This is a genomic window from Cryobacterium sp. N21, assembly GCF_002929575.1.
GTDB lineage: Bacteria > Actinomycetota > Actinomycetes > Actinomycetales > Microbacteriaceae > Cryobacterium > Cryobacterium flavum.
On sequence record NZ_PJJQ01000026.1, the window covers coordinates 80,367 to 94,974 of the forward strand.

Annotated in this window: 10 protein-coding genes; 9 read left to right on the forward strand and 1 reads right to left on the reverse strand. The window is 64.6% G+C overall.

Annotated features, from left to right (window positions below; genetic code table 11):
• Positions 1-25 precede the first annotated feature (25 nt).
• The 5 genes from CXY77_RS03505 to CXY77_RS03525 all read left to right on the forward strand — a co-directional run bounded on the left by CXY77_RS03505 (position 26) and on the right by CXY77_RS03525 (position 9,549).
• Positions 26-2,551, forward strand: coding sequence for an ATP-dependent Clp protease ATP-binding subunit (locus CXY77_RS03505; RefSeq protein WP_092341784.1), 2,526 nt, complete (start codon positions 26-28; stop codon positions 2,549-2,551).
• Positions 2,552-2,662: 111 nt separating this feature from the next.
• Positions 2,663-3,178: an amino-acid N-acetyltransferase gene (locus CXY77_RS03510; protein WP_092341785.1), complete on the forward strand. Its 516-nt coding sequence runs from the start codon at positions 2,663-2,665 to the stop codon at positions 3,176-3,178.
• Between the two features lie 197 nt (positions 3,179-3,375).
• A complete protein-coding gene (locus CXY77_RS03515) occupies positions 3,376-8,115 on the forward strand; it encodes an ExeM/NucH family extracellular endonuclease (protein ID WP_104129708.1) in 4,740 nt (1,579 codons plus the stop codon).
• Between the two features lie 123 nt (positions 8,116-8,238).
• On the forward strand, positions 8,239-8,886 hold the full coding sequence (locus CXY77_RS03520; RefSeq protein ID WP_104129709.1) for a hypothetical protein: 648 nt from the start codon (positions 8,239-8,241) through the stop codon (positions 8,884-8,886).
• 255 nt (positions 8,887-9,141) lie between these two features.
• On the forward strand, positions 9,142-9,549 hold the full coding sequence (locus CXY77_RS03525) for a dehydrogenase (RefSeq protein ID WP_233197198.1): 408 nt from the start codon (positions 9,142-9,144) through the stop codon (positions 9,547-9,549).
• Between the two features lie 56 nt (positions 9,550-9,605).
• On the opposite strand, the gene radA is transcribed toward CXY77_RS03525, so the two are convergent.
• Positions 9,606-10,967 (reverse strand): DNA repair protein RadA, encoded by a 1,362-nt coding sequence (gene radA, locus CXY77_RS03530; protein WP_092341789.1) that lies wholly within the window; start codon positions 10,965-10,967, stop codon positions 9,606-9,608.
• A gap of 190 nt (positions 10,968-11,157) precedes the next feature.
• Here radA and CXY77_RS03535 point away from each other — a divergent pair, with 190 nt between their 5' ends.
• The 4 genes from CXY77_RS03535 to CXY77_RS03550 are packed head-to-tail and all read left to right on the forward strand — an operon-like array spanning position 11,158 to position 14,607.
• Entirely contained in the window at positions 11,158-11,430 is a 273-nt protein-coding gene (locus CXY77_RS03535; protein ID WP_198412748.1) for a hypothetical protein, read from the forward strand.
• Entirely contained in the window at positions 11,427-12,725 is a 1,299-nt protein-coding gene (locus CXY77_RS03540) for a putative T7SS-secreted protein (protein WP_104129710.1), read from the forward strand. Before CXY77_RS03535 ends, CXY77_RS03540 begins: the two co-directional genes overlap by 4 nt.
• Positions 12,722-13,480 (forward strand): hypothetical protein, encoded by a 759-nt coding sequence (locus CXY77_RS03545; RefSeq protein WP_104129711.1) that lies wholly within the window; start codon positions 12,722-12,724, stop codon positions 13,478-13,480. The genes CXY77_RS03540 and CXY77_RS03545 overlap by 4 nt, the downstream gene beginning before the upstream one ends.
• A complete protein-coding gene (locus CXY77_RS03550) occupies positions 13,477-14,607 on the forward strand; it encodes a hypothetical protein (protein WP_104129712.1) in 1,131 nt (376 codons plus the stop codon). Before CXY77_RS03545 ends, CXY77_RS03550 begins: the two co-directional genes overlap by 4 nt.
• Position 14,608: the final 1 nt, after the last annotated feature.

Consider the following 14,608-nt stretch of genomic DNA (forward strand, 5'->3'; position numbering starts at 1 on the left):
GCCCTGGCGCCAAGGGAGCGATCATATGTTTGAGAGATTTACCGACCGAGCTCGTCGCGTCGTCGTTTTGGCCCAGGAAGAGGCCAAGATGCTCAACCACAACTACATCGGTACCGAGCACATTTTGCTCGGGCTGATTCACGAGGGTGAAGGCGTCGCCGCGAAGGCCCTCGAGAGCCTCGGCATCTCGCTGGATGCCGTGCGCGAGCAGGTTCAGGACATCATCGGCCAGGGGCAGCAGCAGCCCACCGGCCACATCCCCTTCACGCCCCGTGCGAAGAAGGTTCTCGAGCTGAGCCTGCGCGAAGCGCTGCAGCTCGGCCACAACTACATCGGAACCGAGCACATTCTGCTCGGCCTCATTCGCGAGGGCGAGGGCGTCGCGGCCCAGGTTCTCGTGAAGCTCGGTGCCGACCTCAATCGAGTGCGCCAGCAGGTCATCCAGCTCCTCTCCGGTTACCAGGGCAAGGAGCAGGTCGCGGTCGGTGCCAACGAGCAGGCGGCCAACACGGCCGGCAGCCAGGTGCTCGACCAGTTTGGTCGCAACCTCACCCAGATGGCCCGCGATAACAAACTCGACCCGGTCATCGGGCGCGAGAAAGAGATCGAGCGGGTCATGCAGATCCTCTCGCGTCGCACCAAGAACAACCCTGTGCTGATCGGTGAGCCCGGCGTTGGCAAGACCGCGGTCGTCGAGGGCCTCGCCCAGGCCATCGTCAAGGGTGATGTGCCCGAGACCCTGAAGGACAAGCAGCTCTACTCGCTCGACCTCGGTTCGCTCATCGCCGGCAGCCGTTACCGCGGTGACTTCGAAGAGCGCCTGAAGAAGGTCACCAAGGAGATCCGCACCCGCGGCGACATCATCGTCTTCATCGACGAGATCCACACCCTGGTGGGTGCGGGAGCCGCCGAGGGCGCCATCGACGCAGCATCCATTTTGAAGCCGTTGCTCGCTCGCGGTGAGCTGCAGACCATCGGTGCGACCACCCTCGACGAGTACCGCAAGCACTTCGAGAAGGATGCCGCCCTCGAGCGCCGCTTCCAGCCGATCCAGGTGAACGAGCCGTCGCTGGCGCACACCATCAACATCCTCAAGGGACTGCGTGACCGCTACGAAGCGCACCACAAGGTGTCAATCACCGACGGTGCCCTCGTGGCCGCGGCGAACCTCGCCGACCGCTACGTCTCCGACCGGTTCCTGCCCGACAAGGCCATCGACCTGATCGATGAGGCCGGCGCCCGACTGCGCCTGTCGATCCTGTCGTCGCCGCCGGAGCTGCGCGAATTCGACGAGAAGATCGCCGTGGTGCGTGCCGCCAAGGAGCTCGCCATCGAAGAGCAGGACTTCGAGAAGGCCGCCGGCCTGCGCGACGAGGAGAAGAACCTCCTCGGCGAGCGTCTGCGCCTCGAGAAGAAGTGGAAGTCCGGCGACGTCAAGACCACCGCGGTCGTCGACGAAGGCCTGATCGCCGAAGTGCTCGCTCAGGCCACCGGCATCCCGGTGTTCAAGCTCACCGAGGAAGAGTCCTCGCGGCTCGTCTTCATGGAGAAGGCACTGCACCAGCGCGTCATCGGTCAGGAAGAGGCCATCTCGGCCCTCGCCAAGACCATCCGACGCACCCGTGCCGGCCTGAAGGACCCGAAGCGTCCCTCCGGTTCCTTCGTCTTCGCCGGCCCCACCGGCGTCGGCAAGACCGAGCTGGCCAAGGCGCTCGCCGAGTTTTTGTTCGACGACGAGGCCGCCATGATCTCGCTCGACATGAGTGAGTACGGCGAGAAGCACACCGTGTCGCGCCTGTTCGGTGCTCCTCCCGGATTCGTCGGCTTCGAAGAGGGCGGCCAGCTCACCGAGAAGGTGCGGCGCAAGCCGTTCTCCGTGGTGCTGTTCGACGAGATCGAGAAGGCCCACCCCGACATCTTCAACTCCCTGCTCCAGATTCTGGAAGAGGGCCGGTTGACGGATGGTCAGGGTCGCGTCGTCGACTTCAAGAACACCGTCATCATCATGACCACCAACCTTGGTACCAAGGACATCTCGGGCGGACCGGTCGGCTTCCAGCTGGAAGGGGACAGCACGACCGGGTACGAGCGCATGGCCGGCAAGGTGAAAGACGAGCTGAAGAAGCACTTCAAGCCCGAGTTCCTCAACCGCGTGGACGAGATCATCGTGTTCCCGCAGCTGACCAAGCCCGAGCTGCTGCAGATCGTCGACCTGTTCATCAAGCGCCTCGGCGTGCGTCTGCTCGACAGGGACATGACCGTCGAGGTCACCGTTCCGGCGAAGGAACACCTGATCGAGGTCGGTTTCGACCCGACGCTCGGTGCTCGCCCGCTGCGTCGCGCGATTCAGCGCGAGGTGGAGGACCGCCTGTCGGAGAAAATTCTGCAGGGCGAGCTCAACGCTGGCGATCACGTGCACGTGGACTACGTCAACGGCGAGTACATCTTCACCACAACGACCCGGGTTGACCCGGTCGGCGTCGGAGTGAACACGGCCGCCGCAGTGGGGACCGGTCCGGCCACTCCCGACCTGGCCATCACGAGCGACTAGTTCTACCTGCTCGCGAGAGCGCAAAAAGTGCCCCAATGGACGTCCATTAGGGCACTTTTTGCGCTCTCGCGGGAGAAACGGGGGTGGTGGGGCGGTCAATAGACTAGGGGAGTGAAATTGGAAACGAGATACACGGTGCGCCGTGCTCGCACCAGCGACGTGCCCGGCATCGAAGCGCTTGTCGAACCGCTCGTGCAGCAGCGCATTCTGCTCGGCAAGGACCGAGTCGTGTTCTATGAGGCCGTGCAGGAATTTCGGGTGGCCGTTGACTCGTCCGGCACACTGATCGGCTGCGGCGCACTGCACGTCATGTGGGAGGACCTCGGCGAAGTGCGCACTCTCGCCGTCGACGCCGAGTGGCTCGGAGCCGGGGTCGGCTACACCATGATGCAGCGCCTCGAAGCGGATGCCCGCGACCTCGGCCTCAGCCGCCTGTTCTGCCTCACCTTCGAGGTGGGTTTCTTTACCCGCAACGGGTTCAGTGACATGGGCACCGAGACCGTCGATCCGGCCGTCTATGCCGAGCTCGTGCGCTCGCCCGATGAGGGCGTCGCGGAGTTTCTCGACCTGGCCCGAGTGAAGCCGAACACGCTCGGCAACACCCGCATGGTGAAGCGCTTGAACTAGCGAATGTCGGCGCAATCGGCCCGATCACGGCTTGAAGCGCTGCTCATAGGAGCAAAATACGCGGAGTTCACCCCCCGGACACGGGCCGTCGCTAGGCTGCGAACTATTGCACCTGCCAACCGTGGGCCGGGGGAACTTCCGATAAGCACGACCCCGGGCGCAATGACACACGCATCATTCTATGAATGAGGAGATCCATGTCATCCGCCGATCATCGCCGTACCAGGCTGGTTTTCGCCACACTACTTGGGGTGAGCCTTGCGGCCGCTCCGCTCATCGCTATGCCGGCCAGCGCCAACACCGCCGGCACCGGAGTCGTCATCAACGAGGCGTACCTGAACGGCGGCAGCTCGGGCGCGACCTACCTGAATAAGTTCGTCGAGCTCTACAACCCCAGCGACGCCGACGTGTCGCTCGACGGCACCTCCATTCAGTACCGCTCGGCCAGCGGCACGTCGAACCCCACCGGGGTCGTCGCCCTGACCGGCACTATTGCTGCCGGTGGTTATTACCTCGTGCAGGGCAGCTCGAATGCGGCAAACGGCGCAACCCTGCCCACAGCGGATGCCGCCTTCGGCACCTCCTTTGCCGCCGGCTCTGGCACGATCTTCTTCGCCAGCCAGTCGACGGCACTGACGGCTCCGGCCACCGGCTCACTGACCGGCCAGACCGAGATCCTCGACCTGATCGGCTACGGCAGCTCGAACACTTTTGAAGGAACGGCCGCCACCGCGGCATCCGTCACCACATCGGTGAACCGCACTGGATCTGTCGATACGGACGTCAATGCCGCCGACTTCACCGCGTCGGCCCCGACGCCCACGAACGCCGCCGGCGACACTGGCACACCGGTCGAACCCGAGCCGGACCCCGACCCGACCCCGGCGCCCGACGAACTGACCGCGATCGACGCGATCCAGGGAACGACCGACACGAGCCCGCTCGCCGGAACCGTCGTCAAGACCTCGGGTGTCGTTACGGCCGCCTACCCGACCGGCGGCTTCGACGGGTTCTACCTGCAAACCGCAGCGACCGGCGGCGAACTGGACTTCGCCAGCCACACTGCCTCGCACGGCGTGTTCGCCTACTCCAGCACGGCGACCGCCGACGTGAAGATCGGCGACCACGTTCAGGTCGTCGGCACCGTCGTGGAATTCTTCGGCATGACCGAGGTCACCTTCGGCACCGTCGACGACGTCACTCAGCTCTCCACCACAAACGTGGTCGCCCCGACCCCGGTCACTGTGGCGCTGCCGACCGGCGCAGAACAGCGCGAAACCCTCGAGGGTATGCTGCTCGCCCCGCAGGGCGACTTCACCGTCACCAACAACTACACGACCAACCAATACGCCGAAATTGGCCTCGCCGCTGGAACGACCCCACTAGTGAACCCGAGCGTCACGGCCCTGCCCGGCTCCGCCGAGTATCAGTCGGCCCTCGCCGAGAATGCCGGCCGAGCAGTCACCCTCGACGACGGCGCCACGACGAACTACCTGGCCGCAGCGAACCAGGGCAGCCCGGTTCCGTACCTGTCGACCAGTGCACCGGTGCGCATCGGCGCCGCGGTCTCCTTCCTCTCGCCGGTCATCTTCGACTTTCGCAACGACGCTTGGAAGTTCCAGCCGGTGACAGCCCTCGTATCGTCCAATGCAGCTACCGTACAGCCGGTGACCTTCGCCGACACCCGCACGAGCGCGCCGGAGAACGTGGGCGGCGACATCCGCTTGGCGAGTTTCAACGTGCTGAACTACTTCTCGACCACGGGGGACTCGCTCGACGGTTGCCGATTTTACAACGACCGGGCCGGCGTTCCGACCACGGTGAGCAGCGGATGTGACGCCCGCGGCGCCGCCACCCAGCTCAGTTTCGAACGCCAGCAGGCCAAGATCGTCTCGGCGATCAATGCCCTCGATGCCGACGTGGTCTCTCTCGAGGAGATCGAGAACTCGGCCGCGTTCGGCAAGGACCGCGACGACGCCCCCGCCAACCTGACCGCAGCGCTCAACGCGGCTTCCGGCAATGACGTCTGGGCGTTCGTGGCCTCGCCGGCCGCGCTTCCGGCCAGCGAGGACGTGATTCGCACCGCCTTCATCTACAAGCCCGCCGCTGTTGAAACGGTGGGGGAGTCGGTCATCCTCACCGAATCCGTCGCCTTCAATGGCCGCGCACGTGAACCACTCGCCCAGGCATTCCAGCTGGTCGGGGACGACGAGTCGAGCTTTCTCGCCATCGTGAACCACTTCAAGTCGAAGGGATCAGGCACCGGTGACGACGCCGATCAGGGTGACGGTCAGGGAGCATCCAACCCGACCCGCATCGAGCAGGCCAACGCGCTCGTAGCCTTCGCTGACCAGGTCAAGGCCGATTCCGGCATCGATCGGGTCTTTCTCACCGGCGATTTCAACGCCTACGACCTCGAAGACCCGATTCGGGTGCTACTTGACGCCGGTTACATCAACCAGGGCGACAAGAGCGGAGAGTATACGTACGCCTTCGGCGGCACTGTCGGCTCACTCGACCACGTCTTCGCCTCGCCCGAAGCAGCTGTCACGGTCAACGCCGTCGACGTCTGGAACATCAACTCGGTGGAATCGGTCGCGCTGGAGTACAGCAGGTACAACAACAACGTCACCGACTTCTACGTCGCCGACGCGTTCCGCTCGTCGGATCACGACCCGGTCGTGCTCGGACTAAACCTCGCCACGCCCACCGCTGTTGAGCTCAACCTGCTCAACGTCAATGACTTCCACGGACGCATCGACGCCAATACCGTCAAGTTTGCCGGAACCATTGAGCAGCTCCGGGCGGAATATGGCGACGCCAACTCGCTGTTCCTCTCGGACGGCGACAACATCGGCGCCTCGCTGTTCGCCTCGGCCTCGCAGAACGACCAGCCCACGATCGATGTGCTGAACGCACTCAACCTCGCGGCCTCTGGTGTGGGAAACCACGAGTTCGACCAGGGGTTTAGCGACCTCAGCGGTCGAGTGGCCGACACGGCGAACTTCGACTACCTCGGTGCCAACGTCTACAACGCGGGCACTGAAACTCCAGCCATGCGGGAGTACACCATCATCGACGTGGCCGGCGTGCAGGTCGGCGTTATCGGTGCCGTGACGGAAGAGACCCCGGCGCTTGTCTCGCCCAACGGCATCGCCAGCCTCAGCTTCGGTGACCCGGTCGCCGCGGTCAACCGCGTGGCCGCCCAGCTCACCGACGGCGACCCGTCGAACGGTGAAGCGGATGTTCTCATCGCCGAGTACCACGAGGGTGCCGGCGCGGGGATTCCCGATGGTGCCACGCTCGAGCAGGAGCTCACCGAAGGCGGCGCCTTCGCCGCAATCGTGAATGACACCTCGGCAGAGGTCGACGCGATCTTCACCGGGCACACGCACAAGCAGTACGCGTGGGACGCACAGGTTCCCGGGGCAGCTGACGGCGTGACGCGCCCGGTGCTGCAGACTGGCAGTTACGGAGAGAACATCGGCCAGGTCGTGCTCAGCTACGACATCGCCACCGGGGATACGACCACGGTCAAGAACCGGAACGTGGCCCGCTCCACCACACCCGACGCCGACCTCGTGGCCGCGTACCCGCGCGCTGCCGAGGTTCAGACGATCACGAACGCCGCGCTGGCCGAGGCCGCGGTCCAGGGCAACGTGCCCGTCGGTTCGGTCACCGCTGACATCACTCGGGCCTGCACGGGCGGAGTTGCGCCGTGCGCCGAAGACCGCATGGCTCCCTCTACCATGGGCACGCTCGTGGCAAACTCGCTGCGCGCCTCCCTGGCCGACTCCACCATCGGCGGCGCCGAGATTGGCATCGTTAACCCCGGGGGGATGCGTGCTGACCTGTCTCTTGATCCCGACGGTGTCGTGACCTACGCCGAGGCAAATGCAGTACTGCCGTTCCTAAACAATCTCTGGACCACGAGCCTCACGGGCGCGCAGTTCAAAACCGTTCTCGAGCAGCAGTGGCAGACCAACGCCGACGGCACGATTCCGAGTCGTCCGTTCCTGCAGCTCGGCCTGAGCGACAACGTAAACTACACGTTCGACGCCGACCGTGGCGCTGGCGACCGCGTGACAGGCGTCTGGATCGATGGCACCCCGATCGACCCTGCGCAGTCATATCGCATCGGTTCGTTCAACTTTCTGCTCACCGGCGGCGACAACTTCCGCGAGTTCCTGAACGGCACCGATACCCGGGACTCCGGTCTCGTCGACCGGGACGCCTGGATCTCCTACATCCAGACGAACAGCCCACTGTCGCCGTCGTTCAAGGCAAACCAGGCCTCGATCACCGGTGCCCCCACGGCGGCAGTCGACCCGGGTGACTCGGTCACTTTCACGGTCGGCCGCCTCAACCTCACCTCGCTTGGCGCTCCGAAGAACACGCAGCTCGCGCTGCGCTGGTCGGGCACCGACGTGGGGACGGCATCCGTTGATTCGACGGGTACGGCCACCGTCAGCGTCACGGTGCCGGCGGATGCGGTGGAGAACAGCATGCTCGAGATGACCGCAGCGGAGTCGGGCACGATCGTGCGGCTCGCCGTGGCGGTTTCCGTGACCGCCGAACCGGGCGATGCGCCTACCGCGGCTGGTGAGAAGGAGCTCACCAAGAAGCTCAAGAACGTGATCGACACTGACAAGAAGGCCTATCGGGCTGGTGACACGGTAGTTATTGAGGTTGGTGTCAAACACGCGGGTGAGTACGTGTCGGTGTGGGCCTACTCCAAGAAGAAAACCGACGACCTGGGCAGCTGGCTGCTCGTGAGCGCCGAGGGTACCGTGAGCGTCACGCTCGCAGACAACCTCAAGAACGGCAAATACACAGTGTCCGCACAGAACGCGGACGGTGAGGTGATCGGCTGGACCGATGTGAAGGTCGACAAGGCCAAGAAAGCACCGAAACCGCCCAAACACGGGCACCACTAAACAGAGGGCACCGGAGTGCCCGTTCGCAGTCTTTCGATTGCGAGCGGGTCTTTCCGGCAGCAATTACCGCCGACACGCACACCATTACCGAGTTCTGCCGCTGAACTTCAATAACCTTGGGGCATGTCGACGATCAAGCAACCGGTCGGCCGCCAGTCCAGCAAGGTGTACCGGCGCCGGCGTTTCGTAGTGGGGCTCGGCCTGCTCGCCGTGCTCGTCATTCTGTTTCTCATCATCGTGCAACCGGGCGTGAGCAAGGGCGACGGGGACTCCCCGAAAACGCCCGCGGCCGACACGACCGAGTCGGCGGCGCCGACGGATGCCGCCACCACCATCCCCGAGGTAGCCACCGCCGTCGACGGCGCGGCCTGCGACCCGTCCGATGTGCAGGTTGCGGCCGTCACGGACGCGACCAACTATGCAGTTGGAGTCCTGCCGCAGCTGTCGCTGAGCCTGACCAACATTGGAACCACCGACTGTGTGATCAACGCCGGCAACGCCAAGCAGGTGTTCACCGTGATGAGCGGGCAGGACGTCTACTGGACCTCCACCGACTGCCAGACCAACCCGATCGACGCCCAGGTCACCCTCAAGCCCGGTGTGGTCATGCCGCTGGCAACACCGATCACCTGGGATCGCACCCGCTCGGCCGTCGATACCTGTCAAGCCGAAACCCGCACCGCGGTTCCGGCCGGCGGAGCCTCGTATTACCTGCACGTGACCGTGGAAGGCATCGAGGCGGCCGACCCGGCCTTGATGATCCTAAACTAGGGCCTGTCGGTCGACCGGCTGGCACACGGCTCGGTGGCTAATTCAGGGGATCCGGTCGCGGGAGCAATCAGGACCGCCGTACCTGTGGGACGGCTGCTTCGGCACCCGGATGATTTTTTGATTTAGCCCGCGCGCACGGTTTAGCTCCCGCACACGGGGTCCGGTTTGCGCGCCGCGGGGGCGAGCGGGCATCCGTTCGCTCGTGGCGTGCGCTGCCAGCTGGGCGTCTGGAGCTTCGCCTGATTGAATGAATGTGTGACCGATACGACTGCCAACACCCGTTCCGAGGCGCTCGCCGCCGCACTGGCAGCGCAGGACGTCGTCGCCGTCGCATATGCGTTGCGCAACGACTACATGATCGTGCCGCAACTCGTGGTCAACGGCGAGGCGGCCCAGGTGCGCGTGTTCGGCCGCGAAGGCTCAGACAAGCGGATGCTGCTGCTCTTCTCCGCCGCGGAGAACTACCTGCGAGTGGTTCCCGACGACGTGGACCCGCAGGTCATGGTGTGCGACGGCCAGTGGTTGCGGGAGTTTCTCACCGTGCACGCCGCGACGCTGGAGATGGTCTTCTTCGACATTGCCGGACCCAACGTGATGCAGGCCGCCCCGGCCGACCTGCTGAACGCCCTGAGCCCTGAGCTCGGCCACAGCGACGCCGACTAACTGAATCGCGCACCGGGTGCGCCCGACGGAACAATCGAGCCCGGGGGCGGCCGGGGCTAGAACGCCCGATCGAGTTCGGCGTCGCGCGGTTTGCGGGTGGTGCCGAGTGCCAGGGCGACCGCCGCGTGGATCGACCCACAGGCGGCGTCGATCTGGGTGGTGAACCCGAGGCGAACGGCCTCGTTAACTCGCTGCTTCGACATGAGTGCTCCGCGTACCTCGCCGGCCAGGCTGATCTCGCCGAAGGCGACCACATTGTGTGCCACGGCCAGCCCGGTGAACGCGGACGCGATAGCCAGCGCGATGGCCAGGTCGGCGGCCGGCTCACTCAGACGGATGCCACCGACCGTCGACACGTATACATCTTTGGTGGAGAGGTTCATTCCCGCGCGCTCCTGCAAAACCGCGAGCAGCATAGCCACGCGGGCGGAGTCCACGCCGCTCGTGACCCGGCGGGGATTCGGTGCCTGGGTGTCGGTGACGAGCGCCTGCACCTCGACCGGCATCGCCCGACGGCCTTCCAACGCGACGGTTACACACGTGCCGTCGACCGGTTCGGTGGCCCGGCTCAGGAACAGCCCGCTCGGGTCGGGCACTTCGGCGATGCCGTCGCCGGTCATCTCGAAGCAGCCGACCTCGTCGGTAGGCCCGAACCGGTTCTTCAGAGCGCGAATGAACCGCAGCGAGGTCTGCCGGTCGCCCTCGAACTGACACACCACGTCGACCAGGTGCTCGAGCACCCGCGGACCGGCGATCGAGCCGTCTTTGGTGACGTGACCGACGAGCAGCACCGGCAGGCCGCGATCCTTGGCGACCCGAATCAGAGTGGATGCCACCTCCCGCACCTGGCTGGGCATACCCGGCGACCCGTCGGAGAGCGCACTCGACACGGTCTGCACGGAGTCAATGATGATGAGGTCGGGCTTGACAGCATCGATCTGCCCGAGGATGACTCCGAGATCGGTTTCGGCGGCGATATAGAGTTCGGGTTCGAGTGCGTTGGTGCGTTCGGCGCGCAGCCGAACCTGGCTCACCGACTCTTCGGCGCTGACGTAGAGCACGCGGCTCTTCGCTGCGGCCGCCTTAGACGCGACCTCGAGCAGCAGCGTGGACTTGCCGACGCCAGGCTCCCCACTGAGCAGAATCACCGAGCCGGGCACGATGCCGCCGCCGAGCACACGGTCGAATTCATTAATGCCCGTCGGCCAGTGAGCGGCGGCATCCGTTTCGACGTGGGTGATCGGGCGGGCGATGCCATCGCCGACGAGCGTGATGGCCTTGAGCTTGCGGGTGATGCCGGCTGTCTGGCCGGCATCGACGACGGTGCCCCACTGCTGGCATTCGCCGCAACGGCCCGCCCATTTCAGGGTCGTCCAGCCGCACTCGGAGCAGCGGAAAGAAGAGACGGATTTTGCCATGTTTCGAGCCTAGCCGGGGCCACCGACAGTCGGCTCTGCGGCGGCAATCGGCTGCCTGAACCGGCCGTTGCGGTCGCAGAACGTCAGACCCGGTCGTATCCTGAACAGAACGAACCAGCAGTGGGGAGAAAGAGGAACAATGGCCGACCTATGTGTCAGCACACAGTCTTTGAGGGGACTGAGTGACGAATTGACCATTGTCGCGCAGGAATTCAACAATGCGAACACGCGAAGTGACACGATTGCGGCGGCCGTTGGGCATTCCGGGCTGGCCGAGGCTGTGACGGATTTTGCTCACGGATGGGACGACCGTCGCTCCGAGATGGTCGACTCGATTGCTTTTCTCGCAGAAGGCGCGGCTGGCTGCGCGGACACCTTTGAGGACGTCGACAACCAACTGGCGAAGTCGATTGAAGTTCCGTCCCCGATGGCGGCGACGTCCACGGGAAGCGTGGCGCAATGAGATCCATCGACTGGACACCGGTCAACTTGGGCTCCGACCCGGTTCCGGGGGAGCCGGGGATCGTGCAGAGCGGCGGGTTGTCCTATCTGGAGGTGGCCGACGCGATCCGGAGTGCTGAGCGGCGCTTGCGCAACCTCGACGCCGGGGGCAGCGTGGTCTCGGAGGCGGTCGAAGCGCTGCAGGAGACCGCGAACACGGTCGCCGACAACATTCTGCGGGCCGAGAAGCGCTACCGAGCCGTCGGTCAGGCGCTGCTCGACTATGCGCCCCAGCTGGAATCCGCGCAGCGGGAGTCGCAGTCCGCGCTGGAAAGCGCTCGTATCGCCCGGGATACGGCAGACGAATCCAGCGCGCATCAGCGTCATTACTTGCGGTTGGCCGCCGATGACACCGATCCTGTGCAGGCGCTCATGTACACGAATGTTGCCGAGACGTTTGAAACGGATGCTGTGTCGGCATCCGCTGGCGTCGGCTTGGCCATCACTCGAATTAATGACGCCGTCACCAGTCGTGACCGGGGCGCTGAGACTGCACGCGGCAGCATCGAAAATATCACATCCTCGGATGACCTCAACGACGGCTGGTGGGACAACTGGGGTAAGGACGCACTCGCCGTCATCACGGACATTGCCGGCTGGGTTTCGGCGATCGCGGGCGTACTGGCCCTGCTGGTTTCGTGGATTCCGGTCGTAGGCCAGCTGCTGGCCGCGGCGCTTCTCGTGGTGGCCGGACTCGCAGCGGTGGTCAACGCGATCGGAAATATCGTGCTCGCCTCCTCCGGAGAACGCAGTTGGGGAGAGGCCGGACTCAGCATCGCGGGGGTGGCGCTGTCCTTCATCGGCATGGGGGCAGCGGTGAAAGTGGTCGGACGAGTGCTCATGGCAGAGAAAGTCACCATGAAGGTGGGGCAGCAGATCACGGTCAAGCAGTCCTTGCGGTTGCGTCCTGCCGATTGGAAACAGTGGGCTGGTGACATGCGCACTCCAGTGCCCCCGCCCGTGAATGGGCAGACCATTTGGCGTGCCTATGGTGGCAAGGCCAACGCCACTGGAGGCTCGTGGAGCCCGGTCGATGTGCAGGGGCTAAGCAATCCGCGAATGCAGATGGGCCTTCCCGGTGACAATGGTATGAGTCGTGTGGTCGTCGCGCGTCTCGATGACGTGGAGGCAGTGCAGACGCTCCGCCACGGTTTGCCGTATGAAGGAAATCTTGGCGGTGCGCCCGAGTATCGCATCCCGTGGGATGCCCAAGGCAAAATTACGGTGCTGAACGACCTGCCGTTCGTTGTTCCATGAGCGTATGGCGACGCACGGTTGCGCAGCTGGCGTACTCGTACGACGTGGGTGTGTGGGGGGAGCCGGGCCATTTTGTCGCGCGCGGGCTGCAGGCATCCGCTCGTATCGGTGGCTGGAATCGTGGGGTCTTTCTGCGCAACGCCAGCGTGGATTCCAGCCTCCCCTCGACGTACTTGTTTGCCCAGGCTCGTGCTCGCGCCGTGGCCGATCGTTCCGATCTTGAGAGCTGGGTGGTTTCAGCGGCCGTTTACGCCGTTGACGGTTCGGAGACGCCGGCGAACGCTCGTGCCGAAATCATGAGGCGGGGATCGGCGACCGCGCTCGCCGAGGTGGAATTCGTCGCCGACGCAGCCCGTGCCGGCAAGCTGCAAGCGGATGCCGACCAGATCTACAATGGACGTCGCGCCGAGACGCCGTGGATCACTGATGCGGCCTATGCGGGCGATTTTGCGGCGGCGCAGTGGGCGCAGGACCTGAGCGGGTCATTCGGCGTCTTTCCCATTAATCTTCTCAAACGGGAGTACCCCCCGTTCCTTCACATGTTCGCGGCGCTCAAGCCTCCGCCGGGGTGGCCAAGTGCCAGTCTCGTGCTCGCCAATCCGACGGCGATCAAAGACCGGTTCGAGTTGTTTTCCGTTGGTGCCCGCGAGAACGAAGTCGACGTGACCGAGGACGCGCTGCTTGGCCGACGCGAGGCGCTGTGCACGGTGCGGATAGGGTCAAAGGACGAGATTGATGCGGAGAAATTGTCATGACGGATGATCTGCCGGACGGCATTGTCGTTGCTGCCACGACCGAGGTCGGGTCGGCGCATTTGGCCGTCGCGCTTGAGAATCAGGATGTCGAGGCTATCGGCCGAGCGCTGCGCCTCGACTTTGTCGTCGTGCCGTTGCTGCGAAGTAAAGTCGGGGTGCTCGAGACCCGGGTGTTCGCCGCCGCTGACTCTCCCGCGGGCGCTCCACGTTTCAACCTCTGTCTGTTCTCCTCCACTGAGACATTCGCAGAATTCATCAGCGACATTTCCGACCGCGAGTTCGCCCTGCAGCGCGGTGCAGCACTCGTACCGTTTCTGATCCAGCATGCCGATTTTCTCAACGCGGTCGTGTTTGATCCCGCTGGCCCGCACACGATGTCGGCCTCCGTTGCCGACGTGATCGCCGCATTGGAGCCGCAACCCGGCGATGATGAGGCGGCCTGGGTAGCCGGCGATACGCACCCGTCTGAATTTCGAAGCGATGGAGACCCGACCCTGTCGCGGGTCACCGGCTTTGACTTGCCGCTTTCCGGAGACTGGTTTTCGATCGCTCTCGACGATGCCGCAGCACGAGACGCGAGTGTCAAGCAACTCGTCAACCGCCAACTGAAGGGGCTGCCGGCGGCGCCGGTGTTGCGACGAGAACTCGCCCGCTGGCTCACCGAAACCTGCATTCGTGCGGCTGCCGGCGGAGCCGAATTCATGGCCTACCTGTTGCAGCGCAACCCTACCGGGGCACTCGCGCTGAATGTTGTGTTGTACTGGCAGCAACTCGGGCCGGCCCAGGGAGGCCGCACCCATCTCGACAGTATGGCCAAGCGGCTGAGCGAACGGCTGGCACCCGAGGCAAAGCTTCTCAGCGCGGTCACCCCGGCGGGCCCACTCGTGAGGCACAGCAGGGTCGCGAGCGCGTCGGCCGACGTGGGCACGCCAGACCTCCCGCTTCTCATCGTTGACTACTGGATTGAGTTTCCCGACCATCGCGGCTTGTGCCTGATCACTTTTTCAAGCCCGCACGTTGACCTGGCTGACACACTGCTCACCTTGATGGACAATATTGTGTTGTCGGGGGTATGGGAGCTGGAGACTCCCATGGGGGACGCCGATTCGGTCGCTGCGCAGCAGTGAG

Excerpts from the sequence above, each read along its gene's own strand:
- CXY77_RS03520 (WP_104129709.1), top strand. The coding sequence starts at position 8,239 with ATGTCGACGATCAAGCAACCGGTCGGCCGCCAGTCCAGCAAGGTGTAC.
- CXY77_RS03515 (WP_104129708.1), top strand. The coding sequence starts at position 3,376 with ATGTCATCCGCCGATCATCGCCGTACCAGGCTGGTTTTCGCCACACTA.
- radA (WP_092341789.1), bottom strand. The coding sequence starts at position 10,967 with ATGGCAAAATCCGTCTCTTCTTTCCGCTGCTCCGAGTGCGGCTGGACG.
- CXY77_RS03540 (WP_104129710.1), top strand. The coding sequence starts at position 11,427 with ATGAGATCCATCGACTGGACACCGGTCAACTTGGGCTCCGACCCGGTT.
- CXY77_RS03505 (WP_092341784.1), top strand. The coding sequence starts at position 26 with ATGTTTGAGAGATTTACCGACCGAGCTCGTCGCGTCGTCGTTTTGGCC.
- CXY77_RS03545 (WP_104129711.1), top strand. The coding sequence starts at position 12,722 with ATGAGCGTATGGCGACGCACGGTTGCGCAGCTGGCGTACTCGTACGAC.
- CXY77_RS03550 (WP_104129712.1), top strand. The coding sequence starts at position 13,477 with ATGACGGATGATCTGCCGGACGGCATTGTCGTTGCTGCCACGACCGAG.